Origin of the sequence: Microbacterium sp. ZW T2_14 (assembly GCF_044987405.1) — a bacterium.
Lineage (GTDB): Bacteria > Actinomycetota > Actinomycetes > Actinomycetales > Microbacteriaceae > Microbacterium.
Map to the genome: position 1 here is coordinate 1 of NZ_JBJDRK010000015.1, position 25,165 is coordinate 25,165.

The following is a 25,165-nucleotide window of genomic DNA, read 5'->3' on the forward strand; positions in this document are numbered from 1 at the left end:
GGGCACCCCCCCGGCCCGGCCGGCGGGGTGCCCCTCGTCCCCGGCCGCACGCCCCTCGACGAGCACCGCGCGATGGTCGCGGTGTCTCGCCTGATGCTGTCGGGCAGCATCCCGCACGTGCAGATCCCGTGGACACGCGTCGGGCGCGAGGCGTCCGTCGTGCTCCTGCAGTCGGGGGGCGACGACCTCGGCGGCACGCTGCTCGACGGCCGCGTCAAGCCCGTGGCGGGCATCGAGCACGGCCTCGAACTGCCGGTGACGGATGCCGCGGCCATGGTGGCGCGCATGTTCCGGCCGTTCCGCCGGCGCACCACCGTGTACGGCGCCGTCCGGCAGGTTCCGGGGTCGAACGGATGACGCGCGTCGAGGTGGCGATCGTCGGCGCCGGGTTCGCGGGCATCGGCATGGCGATGGCGCTGCGCCGAGCGGGCCGCGAGGACTTCGTCGTGCTCGAGCGCGCGGCATCCGTCGGCGGAACCTGGCGCGACAACACCTACCCCGGCGTCGCGTGCGATGTGCCGTCGCACCTGTACGGCTTCGCGGCGCATCCGAACCCGTCGTGGTCGGGCACCTACGCGAAGGGCGCGGAGATCCACGCCTACCTCCAGCACGTCGCCGACGCCGAGGACCTCGGCGACCGGCTGCGCCTGTGCACCCCGATGCGATGGGCCGAGTGGGATGCCGAGCACGAGGTCTGGCGCATCGGCATCGGCACGTCGGGCGCATCGCCGTGGCCGGCCGCGCCCGGTGCCGGGGCTTCCCGCCCCGGCTCCGCGGGCGGCGGCTCTTCCGACGCCTTCCGCGGCGAGGACGTCCTCCTCGCCGACGTGCTCGTGCTCGCGTGCGGGCGTCTCACCGAACCGACCATCCCGCGGGTCGCCGGGCTCGAGACGTTCCCCGGGCCGATGTTCCACTCGGCCCGGTGGGATCACTCCGCCGAGCTCGCGGGCGCGCGCGTGGCCGTAGTGGGTACCGGCGCCAGCGCCGTACAGATCGTGCCCGAACTGGCGCGCACGGCCTCGCACGTCACGCTGTTCCAGCGCACCCCCGCGTGGATCGTGCCGCGCGAGGGCAGCGAGTACTCCGACGCGGACCGCGCCGGTTTCACCGCCGATCCCGCCTCGCTGGAGGCTCTGCGCGCCGAACTCTACGCCGAGGGCGAGGCGCGCTTCGCGTCGCGCGCGGGCGATTCCGACGCGGCCGCGGAAGCGGAAGCCGTCGCCCGGGCGCACCTGGAGCGCCAGGTCCGCGATCCCGGGCTGCGCGCGGCGCTGACGCCCGACTACGCGTTCGGCTGCAAGCGCGTGCTGCTCTCGGACGAGTTCTACCCTGCCGTCGCGTCGGACGCGGTCTCACTCGTGACCGCCGCGCTGTCCGCCGTGGAGGGCTCGACGCTGATCGCCGCGGACGGCTCGCGCCACGAGGTCGACGCGCTCGTGCTCGCAACCGGCTTCGCCTCGACGCGTCAGCCGTACGCCGACCTCATCACCGGCGAGGAGGGGACGACGCTCGCCGAGCATTGGTCCGGCGGGATGACGGCGTATGCCTCGACCGTCGTCGCGGGGTTTCCCGGTCTCTTCGTGCTCAACGGCCCCAACGCCTCGCTCGGCCACTCCTCGTCGGTGCTCATGATCGAGGAGCAGGCGGGCTACGTCGCGCGCGTCCTCGATGCCCGCGCCGGACGGGTGCTGCGGGTCGACCCCGCCGCCGAGCGGGCGTACACCGACGAGATCGCCCGTGCCGCGGCATCCACCCGCTGGATGACCGGCGGATGCCGCAACTGGTACGTCGACGAGCGCTCCGGCCGGCTCACACTCCTGTGGCCGGGCACCGTCGACGCCTTCCGTGCGCGGCTCGCCCGCGCCGACGGCTCGGAGTTCCTGCCCCAACCCGCCCCCCTTGCCCGCTGAGAGGAATCGCATGACCGTTCCGCTGCGCTTCGGATACAAGGCGTCCGCCGAGCAGTTCGGCCCCGCCGAACTGCTCGACTATGCCGTTCAGGCCGAGGAGGCCGGGTTCGACTCGGTGTTCATCTCGGACCACCTGCAGCCCTGGCTCCACGACGGCGGGCATGCCCCGGCATCCGTCCCCTGGCTCGGCGCGCTCGGCGCCAAGACGTCGCGCGTGCTGATCGGCACATCGGTGCTGACCCCGACGTTCCGGTACAACCCGACCGTCGTGGCTCAGGACTTCGCGACGCTCGGCGTGATGTATCCGGGGCGCGTGATCCTCGGTGTCGGCACCGGCGAGGCGCTGAACGAGGCGAACCTCGGCATCGCGTGGCCCGACCCGCCGGAGCGGTTCCAGCGGCTGAAGGAGGCGATCGGCCTCATCCGGCGGCTGTGGTCGGAGGATCGCGTCAACTTCGACGGCACCTACTACCACGCCCGCAACATCACGATCTACGACAAGCTGCCCGAGCCGGTGCCGATCTACATCGGCGCCGCCGGGCCCGCGGCGACCCGCCTCGCGGGCCGCATCGCCGACGGCTTCATCACGACATCCGGCAAGAAGCGCGAGCTCTACACCGACACGCTGCTGCCCGCGCTGCACGAGGGTCTGGAGAAGGCCGGCCGCCCCGCCGACGGGATCGACACGCTCATCGAGGTCAAGGTGTCGCTCGATGCGACGCTCGAGGCCGCCCAGGAGAAGACCCGCTTCTGGGCGCCGCTGGCCCTCACGCCCGAGGAGAAGATGGGCGTCGACGACCCGATCGAGATGCAGCGCCTCGGCGAGCAGCTGCCGATCGAGCGTGCGGCGTCGCGGTTCATCGTGTCGGACGACCCCGACGAGCACGTCGAGCGCATCGCCTGGTACATCGAGCTGGGCTTCCGGCACCTGGTCTTCCACGACCCGGGCCACGACCAGAGCGCCTTCCTGGGGCTGTACGGCGAGGAGATCCTGCCGCGCCTGCGCGCGCGGTTCGGCGCGTGACCCCGCTGTTCGGGCGACGCCGCGAGGCCACGACTCCGCCGGAACCGGGTGTCGCCGGCCGCCGCGTGGGCGAGTCGGCGACACCGGCCGGGGTCGAGGCGGAGTCACGGACCGCCCCGGGAGCACAGCCCGCGCGATGGGTCGTCGTGGTTCCGGTGAAGCCCTCGGCGCACGGCAAGTCCCGGCTCGACGTGCCGGGGGTCGCCCGCAAAGACCTCGCCCGTGCGATCGCGCTCGACACCCTGGAAGCGGCCACCGCGTGCGACGTCGTCGCGCAGGTCGTCGTCGTGACCGACGACGCGACCCTCGCCCGTGAGGCCGCGCGGATCCCGGCGCTCCGGTTCGTGCCGGAGGGCGACGCCGGCGGGCTCGACGCGGCCGTCGCGGTCGGCGTGGCCGCGATCGATCCGGACGGACGGATGCCGCGCGCGGCCCTCCTCGGCGACCTGCCCTCGCTGCGGCCCGACGATCTGGGCGAGGCGCTGCGGGCCGCGGCATCCCTCCCCCGTGCCGTCGTGCCCGACGCGGAGGGCACCGGCTCGACGCTGGTCACCGCGGGAGCGGGCGTGGTGTGGACGTCGTCGTTCGGCGAAGGCTCGTTCGCGCGTCACGTGACGCTGGGGTGCACGGCGCTGGAGATTCCGGATGCCTCGACCCTGCGCCGCGACGTCGACACCGCCGCCCAGCTCGAAGCCGCGCGCGCCCTGGGCCTCGGCCCGCGCACCGCGGCGCTCCTCGCCGGCGGGCTCAGTCGGAGGCACCCTCACGCGTGAACCTGTGGGTGACTTCGTCGATGACGGGCCGGGCCATGAGCGTGAGGAGGACGGCGAACGCCCACAGGAGCAGGAGCAGGACGAGCTCGGATGCGGCGAGGACGACGAAGGCGCCGACCACCAGCAGCGCGAGGATGCCGACGGAGAAGCGCCAGCGCGGCAGCAGTTGGACGAGGGCGATGCGGGCGGAATCGCGGGTGCGGAACCGGAAGACGGCGGTGAGGACCACCATGTGTCCGCACCAGACCACGATGGTCGCGGCGACGAGGAGCATGACCGGCCGGAGCGCCGCCCCGCCGTCGACGCCCCCGAGATGGGTGAGGTTGAAGCTCAGCACGGCGAGGGCGACCGCCGCGGGCACGGCCCAGCGCAGCGTGGGCACCAGATCCCGTCGGTACGCGCGGAGGAAGTGCCGCGCCGGCGCGAGATCGGGACTCGCCGCTGCCGCGCGGACGGCGGCGACGCCGGCGACGAGTGCCGGAGCGACGGGGATGAGCGCGAGCAGGAACAGCGGAAGGTTGGACGCGTCGCGGTCCAGCAGCACGACGACGAGTGCCGTGGGGAGCATCGCGAGCAGCAGCTGCGCCTCGAGCACCAGCATCCGGTAGATCACCGCGGCACCGCGCGACAGCGGCCCGCGTCCGATCTCCGTCGCCGCGTCGTTCTTCGTCTCAGTCATGTGTGTCCTCCTCCCGCTCGCGAGACTTCGCAGATGTCACCCGATCGGTGCGACAACGCGACACCTGCGAAGTCTCGGCCGGTGTCACCTGTTCAGTGCCGTGTTGATGGTGTCGATGAGCTGGGTGGACCCGAGCCCCTCGATCTCAGCGACGTACGCGTCCCAGTCCGTGTCGATCGAGCGCTGGCCGGTGATGAACGCCGCCGTCGCCGCATGCACGGCGTCGGTCAGCTGGGTCTGCAGCAGCGACGTCTGCTCCAGCTCGATCTCGTCGAGCAGCGGGGCGGGAGGGACCGGCAGCTGCTTCTTGGAGTCGAGCTGCTCCGCGGTCCACGCGGCGACCTCCTCCGTCATCAGCGAGAGCAGCAGCTCCTTCGATGAGCCGTTCGCGGGCAGGAAGACGCCGTTGCTGTAGCCGAAGTCGGCGTTCAGCTTCTTCGGTGCGCCGGAGTTGACGGCGCTCCAGCCGATGTCGTCCTTGAGCGTGCGAGTGCCATCGGCGTCCTTCGTGTACGTCTCACCCTCGACGCCCCACTGTGCGAACTCGATGCCCTCGTCGGAGTAGTACAGCCAGTCGACGAACTGCAGCAGCGCCTTGAAGTACGGCTTCTCGGCAGCATCGCTGCTGAGCATGAGTCCGGAGGTGAAGCGTCCGCTCGCAAGGTTCGACCCGGCGGGCCCCGCGGGGATCGAGATCAGGCGGATCGGCACATCCGGCTGGCCGGCGTCCGCGAACTTCGTGCGGTACTCGGTGAGCGTCTGGGTGTTGCTGGAGATCGCTGCCGACTGGCCCGAGATGAACTTCTGGGTCGCCTGGTCGTCGCTCTGCGTGATCTCGGGGTCGAGCAGGCCGTCCTCGACGAGCCCGGCGACATCGGAGACGAGGTCGCGGTACTCGTCGGTGGTGCCGGTGAAGACGTACTCCTCGGCATCCTCGTCATACCAGGTGTTGGCGTACTGCCAGCCGGCGGCGGTGCCGTAGTTGGGGCCCATCACGTTGAGCAGCGAGCCGAGCGGCGTCGAATCGGTCCAGCGATCCGACATCGCGTAGGCGAGCTCGGGGTTGGCCTCCTGCACCTTGGCGAGCTGCTCGGCGAACTCCTCCCAGGTCTCGGGGTCCTCGGTGATCCCGGCCTTCTCCCACAGGTCCTCGCGGATCGCGACGCTGTACTCGACGTTCGGCGTCTCGCGCAGGCCGGGAAGGAGATAGATCTTCTCATCGGCCTGGCGGCGGTTGTCGAGTTCGTCCTTCAGACCCCACTTCTCGACCTTCTCGCTGTAATTCGGCATGTACGCGAAGTAGTCCGAGACCGGCAGGATCGCCCCGCCCGAGACGAACTTCGTCTCGCTGCCGGAGTACGACACCGAGATGATGTCGCTCGCCTCGCCGCTGCCGATCAGCAGCGACTTCTTCTGCTCGAAGTCCGACATGGGGATGTCGGTACGCGAGAACGACACGTTGTGGTCGTCCGCGAGGTGCTGGAAGACGGACCAGTCGTTCTTCACCGGGTATCCGGGGTGGTCGCGGTACATCAGCGAGAACTCGACCGGTTCTGTCGCCTTGAAGGTCGTTCCGGCGTCGAAGTCCTCCATGGCGCCGACCGACTGCGCGTCGTCGATGGTGACGGCGTCGGTGGCGTCGGCGCCGCCGGTCGGTGCGGACGAGCACGCCGTCAGCGCGACGGCGAGAGCCGCGACGCCCGCGAGGCCCGCGAGGCGATGGCGAGTGATGGTCATTGTTGTCTCCTTCGTGTGAACGTCGTCGTTCGACGTGGGTGTTGTGCGGGGGGATGTTCAGCCTTTGACCGACCCGAGCATCACGCCCGAGACGAAGAACCGCTGGATGAACGGGTACAAGCAGATGATCGGGAGCACGGTGAGCAGCATCGTCACGGCCTGGATGTTCGAGGCGATCTGGACCGATTCGCCGCCGGAGATCTCCGACGTCCCGGTGGCCGCGGCGATCAGGTTGCGCAGGTAGATCGTCACGGGGAACAGCGACTTGTCGTCCATGAAGAGGAACGCGTTGAACCATGAGTTCCACAGAGCCACCGCGTAGAACAGGGTCATCGTCGCGAGCACCGCCTTCGACAGCGGCAGCACGATGCGGAAGAAGATCCCGTACGTGGACAGACCGTCGATCGCGGCGGCCTCCTCGAGCTCGACAGGGAAGCTCTCGAAGAAGGACTTCATCACCAGCAGGTTGAAGACGCTCAACGCGCCGGGGACCACGACGGCCCAGATGCTGTTGCGCCAGCCGAGGTAGTTCGCGATCAGGATGTAGTTCGGGATCAGTCCCCCGCCGAAGAACATCGTGAAGACCGCGATCCCGACGAAGAACGTGCGTCCTTTGAGATAGGGCTTGCTGAGGGCGTACGCGTACGTGGTCGTGATGACCATCGCGATGATCGTGCCGACGATCGTGTACAGGAACGTGTTCCCGTAGTTCGTCCAGAACAGCCCGTCGCCCATCACGGCACGGAAGGTGTCGATGTTGAACCCGCGCGGGATCAGGTTCACTTCGCCCGCCGCGATGTAGCCCTCGGAGGAGAAGGCCTTGGCGACGAGGTTCACGAACGGGTAGAGCGTGACCCCGCAGATCAGCACGAGCGCGATCGCATTGACGACCCGGAAGGTGCGGTGGCCCCGCGACTCACGGATCACGCCGGTCTGGCGGCGGACGTGCGCCACGTCGGGCGCCGGGGGAAGGGCTTCGGTCACCATAGCGAGGTTCCAACCAGTCGACGTGAGATGAGGTTCGCGAAGAGCACGAGGACCAGACCGATCAGGGCCTCGAACAGCCCGATCGCCGTTCCGTAGGAGAACTGCGCGGATTGGATGCCGACGCGGTAGAGATACGTCGAGATGACGTCGGCCGTCGAATAGATCAGCGGATTCTGCAGCAGCAGCACCTTCTCGAACCCGACCGACATGAACGAGCCGATGTTCAGGATGAGGAGCACCATCATGGTCGGGCGGATGCCGGGCAGGGTGATGTGCCACGTCTGCTGCCAGCGGTCGGCGCCGTCGATGCGCGCAGCCTCGTACAACTGGTCGTCGATCGTGGTGAGCGCCGCGAGGTAGAGGATCGTGCCCCAGCCGACGGTCTGCCAGGCCTCGGAGGTCACGTAGATGGTGCGGAACCACTCCGGTCGCTGCATGAACGGCACGGGATCACCACCGAATGCCTCGACCACCTGGTTGATCGTGCCGTTCAGCGAGGTCAGCTGCAGCACCAGGCCGGCGACGATGACGATGGACATGAAGTGCGGCAGGTAGGAGACCGTCTGCACCAGCCGCTTGAATCGCCGGGAGCGGAGCTCGTTCAGCATCAGCGCGAGGATGATCGGCAGCGGGAAGCAGATCAGCAGGGTGAAGGCACCGAGGATCACGGTGTTCCAGAACACCGTCCAGAACTGCTGGTTCGTGATGAACGCCTCGAAGTAGTAGAAGCCCACCCACTCGTCGCCGAAGATCGACCCGCCCGGGCGGAACCTCCGGAACGCGATGATGTTCCCCAGCATCGGGATGTAGCGGAAGATCAGCAGGAACAGGATCGGGGCGATCAGGAACGTGTAGATGCGCCAGTCCCTGGCCAACGCCCGGCGCCACGACTGTCGGGCACGCGGGGTGCGGTCGCGTCGGAACGGGCGGCGCGGGGGGCGCGCCGTCGTGATTAGCCGCGTCTCGCTGCTCGGCTGAGCGGTGTCTCTCAGCAACGGGGGCGCTTCGACGGTTTCAGGCATTCAGCTCCACCTCCTCGTGGGTTCTGTGCGGGTCGGCGCTCAGTGCCGGCCATCTCTTGTCAGGGCGTGAGCACTTCCGCGAGCGCCTGGGCCTGCAGGCTCAATTCGGCGGCCTTGAAGGCATGCGCCTGGGTCATCGCGTTCTCGGTCCGGTCCAGGCAGTCACGGATGAGCTGACCGAAGTACGGGAAGCCGGTCATCCCGTTGGCGTTGAATCGGTACTGGCCGTCGTTGTTCACCAGCAGGACCTGCCCGCCGCCGTTGTCGGTGCCGATGTCGGTGTACTTGCGCAGCTCGAGGTAGCCGTCGGTGCCCAGGATGATCGTGCGCCCGTCGCCGAAGACGTCCAGCCCGTCCGGGGTGAACCAGTCGACGCGCACATACCCCGATGTGCCGTTGTCGAGCACGACGTGCGCGTCTCCGAAGTCCTGCAGGCCGGGGGTGTCGGCGTGCGCGTAGTTCGCGACCGTCGAGCTGACGATCCGACCGTCGGAGGCGCCGGTGTACGAGAGGATCTGGTCGAAGTTGTGGCTGCCGATGTCGCAGAGGATGCCGCCGTACTGGGCGGGATCGTAGAACCAGTCGGGTCGCCCGGTGCCGACCCGGTGCGGACCGAACGAAGCCACCTGCAGCGCCCGCCCGATCGCGCCCTGCTCGATCAGCTGACCGGCGAGGATGGCCGACTCGGTGTGCAGGCGCTCGCCATAGTAGACGGCGTACTTCCGCCCGGTGCGAGCGGTCGCCTCCCTCGCGGCCTCGAGCTGGTCGAAGCTCGTGAGGGGTGCCTTGTCGACGAACGCGTCCTTGCCGGCTTCGATGGCGCGCAGGCCGATCGGCGCGCGCTCGGACGCGATGGCGGCGGTCGCCACGAGACGCACGTCCGGGTCGTCGAGGATCTCCTGCTCGTAGGCCGCGACGCGGGCCGTCGGGTAGCGCTTCGCGAATTCGGCCGCCTTCGCGGCATCCCGGTCGAACACCCACGTGACGGTCGCACCAGCGCCGCGAAGGCCGTCCGTCATGCCGTAGATGTGGCCGTGGTCGAGGCCGACCGCGGCGAAGCAGAACTCGCCCGATGCCACGACGGGCTCGGGCAGCGGGTCGAACGTGTAGGGGTGGTTCACTTCTGGTTCTCCTGGTCGGTCACGTCATAGGTGCGAAGGCGGCCGCACATTCCGAAGCCGCGCTCGCCGGTGGATGCCGCGGCCTGATGCACCCTCGCTTCGCCGAGGTGCGCGACGTCGCCGCCCTCGACAGCCAGGGCGAGAGCCAGCGACCGCTCGGCCTGGGCGAGCGGTCGCTCGCGGATGAGGTCGCTCCAGGCGGCCGCGCGATCGCGGACCAGTGCGCCGGCGGCGGTCCGGAACGCTTCGAGCGGGGACGGGTCGCCCGCGATCACCGCGTCGCGCAGCGCCTCGAACCCGGCCACCGCGAGGTCGCGGCGACGCGATGCCCGCTCTGCGCGCCCTTCGGGCTCACCCAGCGATGCCGCCTGCGCGTAGGCCGCAGCATCCGACACGATGTCTGCGGGAAATGTCATCACCGCGTCGCCCGCTTCGGGCAGCCCGGCGTTGCTCATCAGCACGACGACCTTGAGTTCGTCGTGGTTGACCGCACGGTGGACGGTGCCGGGCGTGAACCACACCACCGATCCCGCCGAGAGCGGTGTCTCGCGGAATCCCTCGCCGTCGATGGTCTGGAGCGCGCCGGATCCTGACACCACGACGTACGCCTCGGTCGAGACCAGGTGCATGTGGGGACTGCCCCCGCAGACGCCGTCGGGGGCGGCGTCACCGTAGACGTCAAGGTGAGACAGCGAGGTGCCGCCGGGAAAGGAGGACACGCTCATCAGGCCCCGACCTCCGCGAGCGAGAGGTGCTTCGCGTTGAGGTGCGGCGCGTGGGCGACGAGATGGCCCGCGCGGTAGTACGGGTCGTCGGCAGCGAGCGGCAGCGCCACCAGCTGATGCTCGATGCCCGCCTTGTAGATCGCGGTGACCACCTCGATCGCGTCACGGCCGTCCTGTCCGTCGGCGATCGGCGCGCGGCCGTCCCTGATGGCGGCGAGCAGGTCGCCGATCTGGCCCTGGTGACCCACGTGCGCCAGCGGCTCTCGTGCGGCAACGACCTCCTGGATGGCCGCGACCCGGTCGGGATCGCCGCCCTTGGCGGGGAAGCCGCCGGCGTCCGACCGCTCCGCCACGACCCTCCAGGGCTGCGAGACGCGGGCGTGTTCGCCCTGGATAACGATCTCCTGCTCCTCGCCGTGATGCACCACGGAACTGGTCAACTGGGCGAGGCCCCGCTCGTACCGGAACACCGCCACCGAGATGTCTTCGACCTCGCTGTTGTCGTGCAGCGCGTTGGCGAGCATCGCGGAGATCTCGGTGGGGCTGCCCAGCAGCCACAGCAGCAGGTCGATGTGGTGGATGGCGTGATTGAGCGTGCAGCCGCCGCCTTCCTTCTCCCACGTGCCGCGCCACCAGAGGTCGTAGTAGGGCAGGCCGCGCCACCACGCGGAATCCACGCGAACGTGCGCGATGCTGCCCAGCAGGCCGGAGTCGACCACGGCCTTGAGGGTGGCGAGGTCTTCGCGGAAGCGGTTCTGTGCGACGACGGACAGCAGCCGGCCCGAGCGCTGCTGCGCCGCGAGCATCGCATCGCATTCCTCGAGCGACGGGGCCATCGGCTTCTCGACGAGAACGTGGATGCCCGCGTCGAGGGCGGCGATGGACAGCGCGGCGTGCGTGGACGGCGGCGTGGCGATGCTCACCAGGTCAAGGCGCGCCTCCGCGATCATCCGGAGAGGATCGTCGTACCCGACCGCCTGCGACAGCCCGAGATTCTCGGCCGTCGCCGCAGCCTTTCCCGGCACGACATCGGCGAGCGCCACGATCTCGACCTGGCCGGGGAACGCGAGATAGCCGTTGATGTGGGCACTCGCGATGCTGCCTGTGCCGATGATCCCGATTCTGAGCATTGCTTCCTCGCAGTGATTAATACGTATGACTAAGACGTAGTAGGTAGTATCGGTGTGGGGCCATCCTCCGTCAAGCGTTTTCCAAACGGTTTTTGGGAGGAAGTGAGGAGTCGATGATGGACAGGCGGCCGACCAGCCGGGATGTGGCGGCGCGGGCGGGGGTGTCGCAGTCCACGGTGTCGTTCGTCTACACCGGGCGCGACGGCATCTCCGAGGCGACGCGCAAGCGTGTGCTCCTGGCAGCGACAGAGCTCGGCTACCGACCCAATCTCGCTGCACGCGCGATGCGCACACGGCGGACCGGCCGGCTCGCCGTCGTGATCCCGGTGAGCGCGCTGAACCCGCTCACCATGCTGCGCGGAGCGACGGCGGCCGCACAGGAGACCGGATATGTCGTGGAGGTCGTGAGTCTTCCCGACGACCCGATCGAGCGCACGGCGCGCCTCGCGGAGATGGTCGACGCGCGTCAGCACGAGGGAATCCTCTCCTTCACGCCCTTGCAGGTGCCCGAAGTGACCGGGGAAGACGCCCCGATCGTGCTCTCCGTGTCGGAGTTCGATGATGAGATGCACGCGACGGGGCACCTCACCGACGCACAGCCGATCGTCCTGATGATGGAACGACTCGTCGAGCTCGGCCATCGCCGTTTCCTGCACATCACGGGTCCGCTCGAGTTCCCCTCGGCGGTCGCACGGCGCGACGCGTACATCGCGACGGTCGAACGCCTCGGGCTCGACTCCCTCGGCGTGATCGAAGGCGAATGGAGCGGCGAGGTCGGCATGGCGGTCGTGGGCTCGCTGCCGGACGATGCGCCGCCGTTCGCCCTGATCGCCGCGAACGACTATGTCGCCGCCGGCGCCATCCGTGCGGCCACTCTCCGTGGCTGGTCCTTGCCTGGAGACATGAGCGTGACCGGGTGGGACGACATCGGGCTCAGCGCCTTCCTCGTCCCCTCGCTCACCAGCGTGGTGCAGGACCGCGAGCGCCTCGGAGACTACTCCATGCGCCGGCTCATCGCCGCGGTGCGAAGCGAAGAGCCGCCGGAGCGGCCGACCGACCTTCAGCGGATCATCTGGCGGGAGTCGATCGGCGCGCCGCGCGCCTGACACCGCCGTCGGAGGAAGCCCGCAGGCGGAGCGGGCGGAGCGGGCGGAGCGGGCGGAAGGCAGCGGATCGAGACGGACTCCCCCGCCGCTAGCCTGGGCGAATGAGCGACTACCAGGTGCTGGAGATGGGCGGTCTCGACGAGTGGCGGGCGCACTACGGCGGGTTCCGGCCCGACAGCTCCCGTGACGGACGCCGCGTGGTCGACCACGAGTTGGCCATGCAGTACATCGGCATGACCGCGAATGCGTACGAGCCGGGCGAGGAAGCGGGCTACTGGCACGTCCACTCGGAGGTCGAGGAGGTCTACGTGTTCCTCGCCGGGCGCGGCCAGATGGCCCTCGACGACGACATCGTCGACGTCGGCCCCGGTACCGCGGTGCGGGTCGGCCAGGGTGTGCTGCGCACGTGGCGCGCGCTGCCAGACAGCCCGGGGGAACTGCGTTGGCTCTGCATCCGCGCGGGCGGGCGCGAGTTGCCGCATCTCCCCGACGACAGCCGGCGTGCCCCCGAGCGCCGGTCCCCGTGGTCCTGAACCCGCAGGACGCCACCCTCGCGGCCTACGAGCGCGGCGCGCGGCAGTACGCCGAGCGCACCGCGGCGGCCCTCTCTCCCGAGGTCGGTGTGCTGCTGGCCCGGGTGCCCGCCGGTGCACACGTGCTCGAGCTCGGCAGCGGACCGGGAAGGGATGCCGCGGCGCTCGAAGCGGCGGGCCTCACTGTCGACCGCACCGACGGCGCGAGGGCGTTCGTCGAATCACAGCGAGCGGCGGGTCATGAGGCACGCGTGCTCGACGTCCGCGCCGGCGACTTCGGCGGCCCGTACGACGCCGTCTTCGCCAACGCCGTGCTGCTGCATGTGCCACGGGCCGATCTGCCGGGCGTGCTCGTGACCGCGCGGCGCGCGTGCCGCGCCGGCGGCGTGCTCGTCGCGAGCTTCAAGAAGGGCAGCGGCGAGGCCTGGACACAGGTCAAGCTCGACGACCCGCGCCACTTCACGTACTGGGACGAGCGCGGCCTCGAGGGCGCCCTGACCGCCGCGGGCTGGACGCCCGAGCAGGTGACGGAGTCGACGCTCCCCGAGTCGGCCGAGCTGTGGATCACCGCGATCGCCCGGAACGAGGCATCCGTCCCCGCCTCAACCGGCGCTCAGGCCAGGAGCAGGTAGACCGCGCCGACGATCGTGAAGACGATCACGAGCTTCTCGAACACGGATTGCGGCATGCGGTCGGCCAGCCAGCGGCCGAGGAAGGCGGCGACGACGACGAGGGGCACCAGGACCAGGTCGATGAGCAGCCCGGGCACCGTGATGATCCCGATGCCGATCGAGAACGGCACCTTGAAGAGGTTGACGATCGCGAAGAACCACGCCGCGGTGCCGAGGAACGCCTTCACCTCGAACCGTGCGGCGAGGAAGTACATCGACATCACCGGACCCGCCGCGTTGGCGACCATCGTCGTGAATCCGCCGAGCGACCCGTAGGTCGCCGCCGCGACTCGATGCGGTCCGGCGGTGTCGACCTGGGACATGAACCGGCGGCGCAGCAGCGTGATGGCGATGACGACGAGGAGGATCACGCCGATCGTCTTCTTCACCCAGACGTCGTCGGCGAACCACAGGAACACGACGCCGAGCAGCACCCCGATCACGACCGCCGGCGCGAGTCGCGCGAGCGTCCGCCAGTCCGCATGGCGGCGATACATCGTGACGGCGAAGATGTCGGCGACGATCAGGAGCAGCAGCAGCACGCCTGTCGACTGCTTCGCGGGCAGGACGGCCGCGAAGATCGCGACGGCGATGGTGCCGGCTCCGGGCACGGCCGTCTTCGAGAGTCCGACGACGAGGGCGCCGATCCCCAGCAGCGCCCAGGCCCACCAGGCGAGGTCGGGCACGTCAGCCGGCTCGACCGTCGGCCGTGGCAGCGGTGAGCGCGGCCTCGCCGAGCGCCGTCCGGCGCGCCTCGTCGGTCATCCACAGCGGACGGACGAGCGCGCGGATGCCGAGCCCGGCCACGTCGGCGGCGGCGGCCTCGTCCTCCTCGGCGATCAGCCAGGTGTCGAGCAGGCCGCCGTCCGCCCTGGCGCCGTAGAGGCCGGCGACCGCCGTGGCGGACGTCTCGACACCGATCGCCGTGAGACAGACGTCGGCCATACCGCGCACGACCTTGCCGCCGATGATGGGCGAGACCCCGACGATCGGAGCGGCCGTCGCACGGAGCGCCTCGCGCACGCCGGGAACGGCGAGGATCGGGCCGATCGACACGACGGGGTTCGAGGGCGCGAGGAGCACCACGTCGGCCTCCGCGATCGCCTCCGCCACACCCGGCGCCGGGGCCGCGTGCTCGATGCCCGGGTTCTCGAACCGAGCCGGCGTGAGGGTCGCGCGGTGCCGCGTCCACCATTCCTGGAAGTGCAGACGGGAGTCGTCCTCGAGCACGACGACCGTGTCGACCTCGGCGTCGGTCATCGGCAGCAGGCGCGCGCCGAGGTCCCAGCGGTGCGACATCCGCTCGAGCACCTGTGTGGGCGTGAGGCCCTCGCGCAGCCAGCCCGTGCGGGCGAGGTGCGTGCCGAGGTCGAGGTCGCCGAGGGTGAACCACGGCCACCCCGCGCCCCACGCCTGCAGCTCCTCGTTCACGCGCTCGCTGTCGCCGTGACGACCCCAGCCTCGTTCGGCGTCGTTCACGCCCGCGAGGGCGTAGGTGATCGAGTCGACATCGGGCTGCAGGCGGACGCCGGAAAGCCAGAGGTCATCGCCGGTGTTGACGACGACGGTGAGCGCCGACGCGGTCTCGTCAAGGCCGCGGGCGCGCAGGGCCGCGCGGACGCCGAGCACGAAGCGGGAGCCGCCGACGCCGCCCGCGAGCACGACGATGCGGGGCGTGCCGGTCATCCCGGGTCAGCCCCGGCTGTCCATGCCGAGCCGCGGGAGCGCGCCGGTGCGCGGCGCGAACTCGTCGGCCGCGTGCGGCAGCGAGAACTTGGCGACGGCGTCGATGAGGGCGTCGACCGTCTGGGCCTCGGCGACGACATCGACGTCGAGGCCGGCTCGGCGCGCGTCCTTGGCGGTGCGAGGACCGATCGCGGCGATGAGAGTGGTGGCCGGGATGTGCGCGAACTGCTCGTGGACCTGCTCTGCGACCGAGCCGCTGGTCACGAGGATGGCGTTGATGCGACCGGATCGGACGTCCTCGGCGATGCGGTCCGTCACCGGCACGCCGACCGTGCGATAAGCGACGACGCTGCGGACCCGGTGCCCGGCGTCGGTCAGCATGCGCGTGAGCACCGGCTTCGCGATCTCGCTGCGGAGGGTGAGGATGTCGCGGGGCTGAGGCTCGAGCCCGATCATCTGCTCCGCCATCCCCGCCGCCGAGTTGTCCCGGTCGGGTACGAGGTCGACGTGGTATCCCACCGCGAGGAGCGCCGCCGCCGTGGTCTCACCGACCGCCGCGATCTTGGTGCTCGCGGGGACGACCGCGCGGTATGCGTACAGCACGTCGACGGTCGTGGCGCTCGTGACCGTGAGCCAGTCGAACCGGCCGGCCGCCAGATCGGCGAGCGCCTGCTCGAGCGCGGCCTGATCGTTCGTGGGAGCGAAGTTGATGAGGGGGGCGATGACCGGGGTGGCGCCCTGCCGGCGCAGAGTGGCCGCGACGCCGTCGCCCCAGGGACCGCCCCGGGGGACGAGAACGCGCCAGCCGGTCAGAGGTTTGACGGACTGGTGCTGTGCTGCGGCGGTGTTCATAAGGGGGTCGACTCTCGATGGTGCTCAGCCGGCCGCCCACTACGTTCGAGCAGCCGATGCGCGATGGGAATCGGGTTCGCGCGATCGGCAGCATACGCACCGTTGCACTGCCTTGTCTCCCGAGCATACCCCTCATCCCGGAAGCGGTGTCCCTCCCCTGTGGAGAGCATGCCCCGAGGCGGTCTCAGCGCGTGTAGAGGCGGACGAAACCCCAGACGGCAGCACCGATCGCCACGGCGCCGACGACGACCGCCACCGCAGTGACCGCGGGGTTGCGCCGCTGGAAAGCACGCGCCTGCTCCACACCGTCGTCGACCGCACGGCCGACGCGCCGGGGCACGTTGGCCTTCTCTTCGATGGCGGCGAGCGCGGCCTTCAGCTCGGTCCGGGCCTGCACGACGGGATCGCCGATGCCGAGCGGAACGGCCGTGCGCGGCACGGGTACGACGGCATCAGAGCTCATCGCGCACCTCCTTCACATCCAGGGCGATCGACTGCACGGGGTTCTGTCGCTCGCCGATCTTCTTGAAGCGGAGGATACCGAGCCAGGCCAGCACCGCCGTGATGACGAGCATCGCGAAGAACACGACGAGTGCCGACAGCCAGACCGGCCACCACGACGACAGGCCGGCGATCACGAAGGTGCCGAGCACCGGCACGGACCAGAACAGCACGAACAGCGCGGCGAACGCCCACAGCGCTCCCCACCCGCCGTCCTTCGCTGTCCGGGAGAGCCACGCCTTCGCCGCGTCGACCTCCGCGATGACGAGGTTGCGGATGAGCTCCGGGATCTCACCGACGAGGGTGAGCAGGCTGTCGTCCGAGCGGTCGCGGAAGCCACGCGGCGTGGTCATCACGTCAGGCCCCGCCGCGTCCGTTCTCCGACACGTCGTCGACCACGTCGTCGACCGCGTCCTTCACCGCCTCCGTGGAGGTGCGCGCAGCCTTCTGCACGTCGTCGGCCGAGTCCTGTCCGACCTTGAGCGCCGCGTCGAGCTTCTGCCCGGGGGTTCCCTTGGCGCCCGCGGCCTGAGTGACCTTGACCGCCGATTCCCACAGCGTCGACGGCAGAGCCATCGCCTGGGACTTGGCGAAGTCCTTCACCTTGTCGACCTGCGTCTGCACGGGCTCGGCGTTCCACACCTTGAGCCACTGCGACTTGATCTGCTCGTACCGCTGTCGGCCCGCCCGCGTACCGAGGACGTATCCGACTGCAAGTCCGAGGACGAGTCCTGCCTTGCCCCTCATGAGGCCTCCTCACGCTTGGTGTGCACCTGACGATCATCCCCAGGTTAGCCCTGTATGCCGATTCCGGCATCCACCCTTGACACGGATCGTCGCCGCGTGCTCATTCCGCCGCCGACGCACCCCACAGGACGCGCCGGCGCAGCCGGTCCGTCTCTTCGCGGGCGTCGCCGACGACCTGCGCGAGCCCGCTTCCCGACAGCCACGCGCCGACCGCCGCGATGCCGTGCGCCCGTCCGATCGCGGCACGGGCCGCGGCGGTGCGGTCGCCGTGCCCGAGAGCCGACGCGGGGGGTGCGAGGGTGAACGCGTCGCGGTGGGCGTCGACGATCCGCGCACCACCCGATCCAGCCGCACCTGATCCCGCACCATCGAGCGGGATGCCGAGGAGAGCGGATGCCTCGGCCACCGCGAGCGCGGCGGCGTCGGCGTCCGTGAGCGTCGCGGTGGCGGGGGCGACACCCGGCCCTCCGAAGGAGACGCGGAGGATGTGGCGCCCGTCGCCGGCCGCACGCGCGAGCCACGCCCAGCGCGCGGTCTCGTGTACGAGCCCTGTCGCGCGGAGCGCCCCGGGCACCGCGTGCACGTGCGCACCGCGGGGCGCCGCGCCGAGTTCCGGCGCATCGACGACGAGCGTGACGACCTCGCGGGCGATCCCCGCGGGCGCCACGTCAGCGAACGCCGGATGCGCGAGGGCCGACGCGAGCAGCGCACGCGCCGCGGCTTCGTCGGTCGCGACGATGACGGCATCGGCTCGCAGCTCCCCCGGCGCCTCGGCACGCGACGGGTCTGCCACCACCTCCGTCTCCGGCTCGGCCGCGTCTGATGCGGCCGTCAGAGTCGCGAGTCCGACGGTCCACCCGTCGCCCGCGCGCACCAGCGCCGTCGCCCGCGCGCCGGTGTGCACCACCGCCCCGCGCTCGGCGAGCCGCTGCGCCAGGGCGGCGACGAGCTGCGGCATCCCACCGTCCAGCCCCTCGATCGCAGGGCCGCCGGCGCCGACACGCACATCGGCGACCGCGCCGCCCAGCCACCCGGTGCGGGTGAGGGCGTTGCTGAGCCCCGGCGCGGCGATCTCGACGTCGACCTCGTCCGGGTCGAGCCCGAACCGATCGACCGTCAGTGGTGCGACGAGCCGGTCACGCACCTTGGCCCCCATGCGGCTGCGGACGAGGCGGCCGAGGCTGCGCTGGGCGCCGATCGTCAGGGGCGGTCGCAGGCGATCCACGTACGCCCGCCAGGTGCCGCCCCAGCCGATCACGCGGCGCACGCTCTCATCCCACGGGTTCGCCGGGATGCCGAGCACCTGCTCGGCTGCGAGCGGCGCGGCGGCGCCCTTCGGCAGGCCGGCGATCCACTCGCGGTCATCGCGCGGCGTCACGATCCCGGCGCCGGGGAGCACCTCGTCCACGAGCCGCCGCACGGCGCCGCCGCGGGTCGACCAGCAGGTGACGCCCGTCTCGACATCGAGGCCCGCGAGACGGGTCGACCCGATCGTGCCGCCGAGGCGATCGGATGCCTCGACCAGCGTGACGCTCATCCCGACCTTCGCGCACTCCCACGCGGCGACGAGCCCTGCGATGCCCCCGCCGATCACCACCACGCGTGTGTGCTGCGCCTGGTCGACGAGGTCCTGGAGCGGTTCGGCGGCCGGGCTCACCCGGCGGGAGACTCCCGGCGGCGCGTCGGCGTCGGCAGGTGGCGTGGGGTTGCTCACGGCATCCATCCTCCCATTCGCTCCCTGCCGCGCCGCGGGCCGCGGGTGCCAGACTGAATCCATGACGCTCCACATCACCGGAGACGACGCGGCCGATCGCCTGCTGACGGACGACCCGCTCGCCCTGCTCATCGGCATGCTCCTCGACCAGCAGGTCGCCATGGAGACCGCGTTCGCCGGCCCGCTCAAGATCGCAGAGCGCGCCGGGACACTGGATGCCGCGGCCCTGGCGAGTTTCGACCCCGAGGCGTTCGCGGGGCTGTTCTCGGCGACCCCCGCGGTGCACCGGTTCCCGGGATCGATGGCGGCTCGCGTGCAGGCGCTGTGTGCCGCGGTGGGCCAGGACTGGGACGGCGACGCCTCGGCGATCTGGACCCGCGACGACCCCGACGGAGCCACCGTCCTCAAGCGGCTCAAGGCCCTGCCCGGTTTCGGCGAGCAGAAGGCGAAGATCTTCCTGGCGCTGCTGGGCAAGCAGTACGGGTTCGACGGCGACGGGTGGCGCGAGGCATCCGCCCCGTATGGAGAGGATGGGTCGTTCCGCAGCGTCGCCGACATCGTCTCGCCGGAGTCCCTGGCGAAGGTGCGCGAGCACAAGCGGGCCATGAAGGCGGCAGCCAAATCCGGCGGCGGCGTCTGATGAAGAAGACGGGCGGTGACGTCGACGAGTTCCTCGCCGCCGTGCCCTCGCCGAAGCGCCGACGCGATGCCGCGACCATCGTCTCGCTGATGCAGGATGTCGCGGAGCGCGAGCCCGAGATGTGGGGCACGATCGTCGGCTTCGGGTCGTGCCACTACCGCTACCCCACCGGCACCGAGGGCGACGCTCCGATCCTCGCGTTCTCACCGCGCCGCCAGGCGACGACGGTCTACCTGCTCGATGCCGGCGCCCAGGCCGAGCGGCTGGAGGCACTCGGTCCTCACGAGAGCAGCGTCGGCTGCCTGTACCTCAAGGACGTCGAGGCGATCGACCTGGGCGTCCTGCGAGAGATCCTCGTCGAGGAGGTACGTCGGGTGACCGCAGGCGACACCGGTTCCGCGGTGTTCACGGTCACCGGCTGACGCGCCGGACGGTGCCCGTTCGTGCTCCGTGGCACCGGCGGCGGCGGGTCCTAAGGTTGACGACGTGCGGCTGAGGTTCTTCGGTGGACTCGAGGCGGAGGCGGACGACGCCCCGATCGAGATCCGCGGTCGCGGCCAGGAGGCGCTCCTCTTCCGCCTCGCGCTCGACGCGGGCACCACTGTCGCATACCGCTCGCTCGCCGAGGACGTGTGGCCCGACGACCTGCCGGACGACCCGCGCGCCTCGCTCCAGTCGCTCGCCTCGCGCCTGCGCCGCGCCGTTCCCGCGGGCACGCTCGAGGCGGTGCCGGGGGGATACCGGCTCGCGGTCGCGCGTGAGCACGTGGATATCGCGCTGTTCCAGGACCTCGTGGCCCGCGCGCGGCACGCCGAAGACCCGGTGGTCGCCGTCGCGGACGCCCGCGCCGCGCTGGCCCTGTGGCGCGGGGAACCGTGGACCCCGGGCGAAGGCTTCGACTGGGTGGTCCGCGATCTGCTCGAGGACCGCGCGCATGCCGAGCGGATCGCGGGCGCCGGGGCCGGAGACCCGATCCACGGCGCAGCCCCTACGCCGCGCGCCCCCGCGGCGGCCGTGGCACCGGCAGCGTCGGCGTCCGAGGGTGTGACGCCCGCCCGGGCGACAGCCCCCACCGTGCCCGCGAGCCTCACGCCACTGATCGGGCGCACCCGCGAGCTGGAGCTGATCGAGTCCCAGCTGCGCGCGGAGCGCCTCGTCACGTTGATCGGGCCCGGCGGCGCCGGCAAGACCACCCTCGCGTTCGAGACCGCGCGGCGCACACCCGGGTCGATCGTCGTGGAACTCGCGCCGGCGGCGCCGGGAGAGGTGTGGGCTGCCGTCGCGGGGGCTGTGGGCCGCAGCATCCGTGTCGGTGAACTCGTGTCGACGAGCGCGCGCGACCGGGTCGTCGAGGCTCTCGCCGGACGATCGGTGCTGGTCATCCTCGACAACTGCGAGCACGTCTCGGCCGAGGCCGCGGGGGTCGCGCTCGATCTGCTCGGCAGCGCGCCGGGATCCCGCATCCTCGCGACCAGTCGCGAACCGCTGGGTCTCGCCGGCGAGGCGTTCGTCGATCTCGGCCCGCTTCCCGGCGCTGACGCCCGCGAGCTCTTCGCCCGCCGCGTCCGTGCGGCGCGGGGCACCGCCCCCACCGGCGACGAGGCGGCCGCGGTCGACCGCATCGTCAGCCGGCTCGACGGACTGCCGCTGGCACTCGAGCTCGCAGCGGCGAAGTCCCGCACGCTCACGATCGCCGAGATCGACCGCGGCCTCGACGACCGTTTCGCGCTCCTCGCGACCGGCCCACGTGCCCTTGAAGCACGCCATCAGACACTGCGCGCACTGATCGACTGGAGCTGGGAGACGCTGACGGATGCGGAGCGCACCGCCCTCCGTGCCACTGCGGTCTTCCCCGACGGCGTCGATGCGCGTGATGTGCCGGCCATGGCCGCCGCGTTCGAGGTCGACGGCGCATCGTTCGAATCCCTCGTCGACAAGTCGCTGCTGCGGCGGTCCGAGGGGCGCCTGCGCATGCTCGAGACGGTGCGCGAGTACGGCATCGACCGGCTGCGCACCGAGGGTCGCGAGGCGGAGTTCCGAGCGCGCGAGGCGAGAGCGATGAGCGAGCTCGCGGCTCGCCAGGACGCGCTGCTGCGCGGGCCGCACGTGCGTGAGGGGCTCGCCTGGTTCGACGCCGACGAGGAGAACCTCACCGCAGCCCTGCGGACGTGTGCCGAGCAGCCGGGCCTCGAAGACGTCGGCATCCAGCTCGTGCGGGCGTGCTTCTGGACGTGGATCATGCGCGAGCGCTTCACCGAGCTGCAGTCCGGCATCCGACGGTTCGGCGATGCCGCGGCGGTGCTCGACTCCGAGCCGGCCGTGGTCGTGCGGGCGATCGCGATCCTCGGTCTCGCGTTCAGGCCCGATCCCGGCGGGGCGATGTCCGCTCCCGTCGCGACAGCGCCGACTGCCGGCGGTGCGCCGGACGCCGCCATCCAGAGCGCACGCTCTGCGTCCGAGGAGTCCGCCGCACACCCCGGTGAGCCGACGCCGAGCGGTCTGGCGCGTCTCGAGCGGGAGGCGCCGGCCGTCGTCGCGGCCGCGGCGGTGCACCGCAGCGAGCTCTCGGCCGCGGTCCCTCCGCTCCTCCACGGGCTCCTCGAGGAGGCCCGGCGGCACGTGCCCGGCGCCCCCTGGACGCGCAGCTTCACCATCCGCGACGAGGGTCTCGAGGACGCCCCCGCGTGGACGCGCGCGTTCCTGAGCATGGTGCGCTCGGCCCTCGCGCAGAACACCGGCGACAGTGAGACGCTCGGGGCGGAGAGCGACCGCGCGCTCTCGATGTTCCTCGAGCTCGGCGACGTGTGGGGAACCGCGTTCGCGAGCCAGATGCGCTCGGAATGGCTGCAGCTCGCGGGGCGGCTCGAGGAGGCCCTCGCCGTCGCAGACGCATCCACCGAGGGGCTCGCCGGGCTCACCTCGACCACCGACCTGGTGCAGCAGCGCTCGCAGAGCATCGGCCTCCTGCTGCGCCTCGGCCGCATCGACGAAGCACGCGAGCGGCTGGCCGGCAGCCGTGAGCTCGCCCGTTCGTACGAGTCGCCGCGCGCTCTCGCGCAGACCGACATGGACGCGGCGATGATCGAGATCGCCGTGGGAGACGGCGCCGCGGCCCTCCGTCATCTCGACGCGATCGACGCAGAGATGCTGCCCGCGTTCCCCGCCCAGCTGACCGCGTGGTCGCAGTCCCGCCGCGCGCAGGCGCTGCTGCTGGATGGGCGGGCCGACGAGGCGCACGACGCACTGCGCCGGGCGTATCCCGCTGCGGCGCGCAGCGGGGACCAGCCGATCGTCTCTGACGTCGCCGTGTCGATCGCGGGCTGGCTCGCGGTGACGGGAAGGGATGCCGACGCCCGGCGCGCCCTCGTCGCGGCGGCCCGCCTGCGGGGCGGCGTCGACACCACCGATCCGTTCCTGCGCGTCATGCGCGCCCGGCTGGACGGCGACGCCCTCCTGCCGCACGCCGCCGACGGCGTCGGCTCCGACGGCGCCGACGAACTCGCCGTGCTGGCCGCACTCCTCGGCTGACCGATCCGCGGCCCGCGAGTCGACGCAGGAAGGAGCCGGGGCGGCTCATGCCAGCCCGGCTCCTATCACGGCCGCGGGTCGCGGCATCCCGTCATGCCTTGCGCATGTAGGCGCGCACGGTGAGCGGTGCGAAGACGGCCACGATCACCGCGGCGCCGAGGAGGGCCGTGAAGACGTCCGTGGTGACCGCGCCCTCGTTGACCAGGCCGCGCACCGCGGTGACCAGGTGCGAGACCGGGTTGATGTCGACGAACCACTGCAGCCAGTCGGGCATGGTGTCGGCGGGCACGAACGCGTTCGAGAGGAACGTGAGCGGGAACAGGATGAGCATCGAGATGCCCTGCACGCTCGACGCGGTGCGTGCGATGACGCCGAAGAAGGCGAAGATCCAGCTCATCGCCCACGAGCAGGCGATCACGAGGAGGCCGGCCGCGATGACGCCGCCGAGTCCGCCGCCGGGGCGGAAGCCCATGATGAAGCCCATCGTGAAGGTGAGCGTCGTGGCGATCGTGTAGCGCAGCGTGTCGGCGAGCAGCGCTCCTGAAAGCGGCGCGATGCGCGCGATGGGCAGCGAGCGGAACCGGTCGAACACGCCCTTGTCCATGTCTTCGCGCAGCTGCACGCCGGTGACGACGGAGGTCGTGATGACGGTCTGCACGAGGATGCCCGGAATGATGATGGGCAGATAGCTCTGCACGTCGCCGGCGATCGCGCCGCCGAAGATGTACGTGAACATCAGCGTGAAGATGATCGGCTGCACCGTCACGTCGATGAGCTGCTCGGGCGTGCGGCGGATCTTGAGGATCCCCCGCCACGCCATGGTGAGCGTGTTCTGAACCGTGAGCGCGAGGCTCGTGCGGTTGGAGAGGTGCCGGTCGGCGACCGGGACGATGGGGGTGGCGAGCGCGGTCATGCGCGGACTCCTTCGAGCTGGTCGGCCGTCGCGTGGGCGGCCTCGTCGTCTTCTGGCACGCCCTTGCCGGTGAGGGTGAGGAACACCTCGTCGAGCGTCGGCTGCTGGACGCTGAGCTCCTCGAGGTGCAGATCGGCGTCGCGGAGCGCGACGAGCAGGTCGGCGACCCGGTCCGGATCGCTCATCGGCACCGTGAGGCGCGCGGCCTCGGGCGACACGATCGCCGGAACGCCGAGCACCCGAACGATCTCGCGCTGCGCGGCGGCGATGTCGGAGCCGGCCCGCAGACGCAGCAGCAGCGACGCCTGGCCGACCGACGACTTGAGCTCGAGCGCCGTGCCTTCGGCCACCACGGTGCCCCGATCGATCACGGCGATGCGGTCGGCGAGCTGGTCTGCCTCGTCGAGGTACTGCGTCGTCAGCAGCACCGTCGAGCCGGTCGCCACCAGACGGCGGATGGTGTCCCACATCTGTCCGCGGGTGCGCGGGTCGAGGCCGGTGGTCGGCTCGTCGAGGAAGATCAGCGGCGGCTGCGCGATGAGGGATGCCGCGAGGTCGAGGCGGCGGCGCATGCCGCCGGAGAACTTGGCCAGCGGCCGCGTGGCGGCCTCCGTGAGCGAGAACTCCTCGAGGAGCTCGGCGGCCTTCCGCTTGGCGTCGGCGCGCGACAGTCCGAGCAGGCGCGCGAAGATCACGAGGTTCTCGGTGGCCGAGAGCGTCTCGTCGACCGACGCGAACTGGCCGGTGAGGCCGATCAGCTGGCGGACGATCTGCGGGTGACGCACGACGTCGTAGCCGAAGATCTCTGCGTGGCCGGCGTCGGGCTTGAGGAGCGTGCCCAGCATGCTGATGGTGGTGGTCTTGCCCGCGCCGTTGGGACCGAGCACGCCGTAGACGGTGCCGGCTTCGACGGTCAGGTCGACGCCGTCGACCGCCCGGTTGCTGCCGAAGGTCTTGACGAGGCCTTCGGCGCGGACCGCGGGGGTGCGGGAGGTGGAAGTGGTGATGGTCATGGGATTCGCCTTTCGACGTCACCCAGAGTGCGCCCCGCGCACTGTCGCACCGCTGTCGTTCTCGCCCCCTCGCTGCCGTCGCGCTGTCACGCCGCTGTCACGGGTCGGCTGAGCCGGTTCGGGCGGGTTCTGGCACAGCGGCAGGACGACGGA

The 25,165-nt window shown here is 71.0% G+C and carries 25 protein-coding genes and 1 pseudogene; 10 read left to right on the forward strand and 16 right to left on the reverse strand.

Going from position 1 to position 25,165, the window contains the following annotated elements; all coding sequences use genetic code 11:
* The 4 genes and pseudogenes from fbiC to cofC form a co-directional block, all read left to right on the forward strand.
* Nucleotides 1-357, forward strand: a pseudogene (fbiC, locus tag ACI3KY_RS07160) (7,8-didemethyl-8-hydroxy-5-deazariboflavin synthase); the annotation flags it as partial.
* Nucleotides 354-1,910, forward strand: coding sequence for a flavin-containing monooxygenase (locus ACI3KY_RS07165; RefSeq protein WP_404929490.1), 1,557 nt, complete (start codon nucleotides 354-356; stop codon nucleotides 1,908-1,910). The pseudogene fbiC and the gene ACI3KY_RS07165, both read left to right, overlap by 4 nt.
* Before the next feature lie 10 nt (nucleotides 1,911-1,920).
* The gene (fgd, locus tag ACI3KY_RS07170) at nucleotides 1,921-2,934 is read left to right on the forward strand and encodes a glucose-6-phosphate dehydrogenase (coenzyme-F420) (protein ID WP_404929491.1); all 1,014 of its coding nucleotides are present in this window, start codon (nucleotides 1,921-1,923) and stop codon (nucleotides 2,932-2,934) included.
* On the forward strand, nucleotides 2,931-3,707 hold the full coding sequence (cofC, locus tag ACI3KY_RS07175) for a 2-phospho-L-lactate guanylyltransferase (RefSeq protein WP_404929492.1): 777 nt from the start codon (nucleotides 2,931-2,933) through the stop codon (nucleotides 3,705-3,707). The genes fgd and cofC overlap by 4 nt, the downstream gene beginning before the upstream one ends.
* Here the strand turns inward: cofC and ACI3KY_RS07180 are convergent.
* The 7 genes from ACI3KY_RS07180 to ACI3KY_RS07210 form a co-directional block, all read right to left on the reverse strand.
* A complete protein-coding gene (locus ACI3KY_RS07180; protein WP_404929493.1) occupies nucleotides 3,682-4,386 on the reverse strand; it encodes a hypothetical protein in 705 nt (234 codons plus the stop codon). The genes cofC and ACI3KY_RS07180 overlap by 26 nt on opposite strands.
* Before the next feature lie 84 nt (nucleotides 4,387-4,470).
* Nucleotides 4,471-6,123, reverse strand: coding sequence for an extracellular solute-binding protein (locus ACI3KY_RS07185; RefSeq protein ID WP_404929494.1), 1,653 nt, complete (start codon nucleotides 6,121-6,123; stop codon nucleotides 4,471-4,473).
* A 57-nt stretch (nucleotides 6,124-6,180) separates the two neighbouring features.
* Nucleotides 6,181-7,110, reverse strand: a complete 930-nt coding sequence (locus ACI3KY_RS07190; RefSeq protein ID WP_404929495.1) for a carbohydrate ABC transporter permease — start codon at nucleotides 7,108-7,110, stop codon at nucleotides 6,181-6,183.
* Nucleotides 7,104-8,132 (reverse strand): ABC transporter permease, encoded by a 1,029-nt coding sequence (locus ACI3KY_RS07195; protein WP_404929496.1) that lies wholly within the window; start codon nucleotides 8,130-8,132, stop codon nucleotides 7,104-7,106. The genes ACI3KY_RS07190 and ACI3KY_RS07195 overlap by 7 nt, the downstream gene beginning before the upstream one ends.
* Before the next feature lie 59 nt (nucleotides 8,133-8,191).
* Entirely contained in the window at nucleotides 8,192-9,253 is a 1,062-nt protein-coding gene (locus ACI3KY_RS07200; RefSeq protein WP_404929497.1) for a Gfo/Idh/MocA family protein, read from the reverse strand.
* Entirely contained in the window at nucleotides 9,250-9,978 is a 729-nt protein-coding gene (locus tag ACI3KY_RS07205; RefSeq protein ID WP_404929498.1) for a cupin domain-containing protein, read from the reverse strand. The genes ACI3KY_RS07200 and ACI3KY_RS07205 overlap by 4 nt, the downstream gene beginning before the upstream one ends.
* Nucleotides 9,978-11,108 (reverse strand): Gfo/Idh/MocA family protein, encoded by a 1,131-nt coding sequence (locus ACI3KY_RS07210; protein WP_404929499.1) that lies wholly within the window; start codon nucleotides 11,106-11,108, stop codon nucleotides 9,978-9,980. The genes ACI3KY_RS07205 and ACI3KY_RS07210 overlap by 1 nt, the downstream gene beginning before the upstream one ends.
* A gap of 116 nt (nucleotides 11,109-11,224) precedes the next feature.
* Between ACI3KY_RS07210 and ACI3KY_RS07215 the strand changes: the two genes are divergently transcribed.
* The 3 genes from ACI3KY_RS07215 to ACI3KY_RS07225 all read left to right on the forward strand — a co-directional run bounded on the left by ACI3KY_RS07215 (nucleotide 11,225) and on the right by ACI3KY_RS07225 (nucleotide 13,379).
* Nucleotides 11,225-12,214 carry a LacI family DNA-binding transcriptional regulator gene (locus tag ACI3KY_RS07215; protein ID WP_404929500.1) on the forward strand — a complete coding sequence of 330 codons (990 nt, stop codon included), beginning with the start codon at nucleotides 11,225-11,227 and terminating at the stop codon, nucleotides 12,212-12,214.
* 101 nt (nucleotides 12,215-12,315) lie between these two features.
* Nucleotides 12,316-12,747 (forward strand): cupin domain-containing protein, encoded by a 432-nt coding sequence (locus ACI3KY_RS07220; RefSeq protein ID WP_404929501.1) that lies wholly within the window; start codon nucleotides 12,316-12,318, stop codon nucleotides 12,745-12,747.
* Nucleotides 12,738-13,379, forward strand: a complete 642-nt coding sequence (locus ACI3KY_RS07225) for a class I SAM-dependent methyltransferase (protein ID WP_404929502.1) — start codon at nucleotides 12,738-12,740, stop codon at nucleotides 13,377-13,379. The genes ACI3KY_RS07220 and ACI3KY_RS07225 overlap by 10 nt, the downstream gene beginning before the upstream one ends.
* On the opposite strand, the gene ACI3KY_RS07230 is transcribed toward ACI3KY_RS07225, so the two are convergent.
* The 7 genes from ACI3KY_RS07230 to ACI3KY_RS07260 form a co-directional block, all read right to left on the reverse strand.
* On the reverse strand, nucleotides 13,361-14,104 hold the full coding sequence (locus tag ACI3KY_RS07230; protein WP_404929503.1) for a sulfite exporter TauE/SafE family protein: 744 nt from the start codon (nucleotides 14,102-14,104) through the stop codon (nucleotides 13,361-13,363). The genes ACI3KY_RS07225 and ACI3KY_RS07230 overlap by 19 nt on opposite strands.
* A 1-nt stretch (nucleotide 14,105) precedes the next feature.
* Nucleotides 14,106-15,104, reverse strand: coding sequence for a 2-phospho-L-lactate transferase (gene cofD, locus ACI3KY_RS07235; protein ID WP_404929504.1), 999 nt, complete (start codon nucleotides 15,102-15,104; stop codon nucleotides 14,106-14,108).
* Between the two features lie 6 nt (nucleotides 15,105-15,110).
* A complete protein-coding gene (locus ACI3KY_RS07240) occupies nucleotides 15,111-15,956 on the reverse strand; it encodes a uroporphyrinogen-III synthase (RefSeq protein ID WP_404929505.1) in 846 nt (281 codons plus the stop codon).
* A 184-nt stretch (nucleotides 15,957-16,140) separates the two neighbouring features.
* Nucleotides 16,141-16,419, reverse strand: a complete 279-nt coding sequence (locus tag ACI3KY_RS07245) for a hypothetical protein (protein ID WP_404929506.1) — start codon at nucleotides 16,417-16,419, stop codon at nucleotides 16,141-16,143.
* Nucleotides 16,409-16,810 (reverse strand): phage holin family protein, encoded by a 402-nt coding sequence (locus tag ACI3KY_RS07250; RefSeq protein WP_404929507.1) that lies wholly within the window; start codon nucleotides 16,808-16,810, stop codon nucleotides 16,409-16,411. Before ACI3KY_RS07250 ends, ACI3KY_RS07245 begins: the two co-directional genes overlap by 11 nt.
* A 4-nt stretch (nucleotides 16,811-16,814) precedes the next feature.
* Nucleotides 16,815-17,204 (reverse strand): hypothetical protein, encoded by a 390-nt coding sequence (locus ACI3KY_RS07255; protein WP_404929508.1) that lies wholly within the window; start codon nucleotides 17,202-17,204, stop codon nucleotides 16,815-16,817.
* 100 nt (nucleotides 17,205-17,304) lie between these two features.
* Nucleotides 17,305-18,918, reverse strand: a complete 1,614-nt coding sequence (locus tag ACI3KY_RS07260; protein ID WP_404929509.1) for a protoporphyrinogen/coproporphyrinogen oxidase — start codon at nucleotides 18,916-18,918, stop codon at nucleotides 17,305-17,307.
* Nucleotides 18,919-18,979: 61 nt separating this feature from the next.
* On the opposite strand from ACI3KY_RS07260, the gene ACI3KY_RS07265 reads away from it, so the two are divergent.
* The 3 genes from ACI3KY_RS07265 (at nucleotide 18,980) to ACI3KY_RS07275 (ending at nucleotide 23,086) form a co-directional block, all read left to right on the forward strand.
* Complete coding sequence (locus ACI3KY_RS07265) at nucleotides 18,980-19,558, forward strand: HhH-GPD-type base excision DNA repair protein (protein ID WP_404929510.1); 579 nt, start codon at nucleotides 18,980-18,982, stop codon at nucleotides 19,556-19,558.
* On the forward strand, nucleotides 19,558-19,980 hold the full coding sequence (locus ACI3KY_RS07270; protein ID WP_404929511.1) for a DUF1801 domain-containing protein: 423 nt from the start codon (nucleotides 19,558-19,560) through the stop codon (nucleotides 19,978-19,980). Before ACI3KY_RS07265 ends, ACI3KY_RS07270 begins: the two co-directional genes overlap by 1 nt.
* A gap of 64 nt (nucleotides 19,981-20,044) precedes the next feature.
* The gene (locus ACI3KY_RS07275) at nucleotides 20,045-23,086 is read left to right on the forward strand and encodes an ATP-binding protein (RefSeq protein WP_404929512.1); all 3,042 of its coding nucleotides are present in this window, start codon (nucleotides 20,045-20,047) and stop codon (nucleotides 23,084-23,086) included.
* A gap of 91 nt (nucleotides 23,087-23,177) precedes the next feature.
* Here the strand turns inward: ACI3KY_RS07275 and ACI3KY_RS07280 are convergent, their stop codons facing one another.
* Together ACI3KY_RS07280 and ACI3KY_RS07285 are read right to left on the reverse strand one after the other, a co-directional pair.
* Nucleotides 23,178-23,999 carry an ABC transporter permease gene (locus tag ACI3KY_RS07280; RefSeq protein ID WP_194412553.1) on the reverse strand — a complete coding sequence of 274 codons (822 nt, stop codon included), beginning with the start codon at nucleotides 23,997-23,999 and terminating at the stop codon, nucleotides 23,178-23,180.
* A complete protein-coding gene (locus ACI3KY_RS07285) occupies nucleotides 23,996-25,012 on the reverse strand; it encodes an ATP-binding cassette domain-containing protein (protein WP_404929513.1) in 1,017 nt (338 codons plus the stop codon). Before ACI3KY_RS07285 ends, ACI3KY_RS07280 begins: the two co-directional genes overlap by 4 nt.
* Nucleotides 25,013-25,165: the final 153 nt, after the last annotated feature.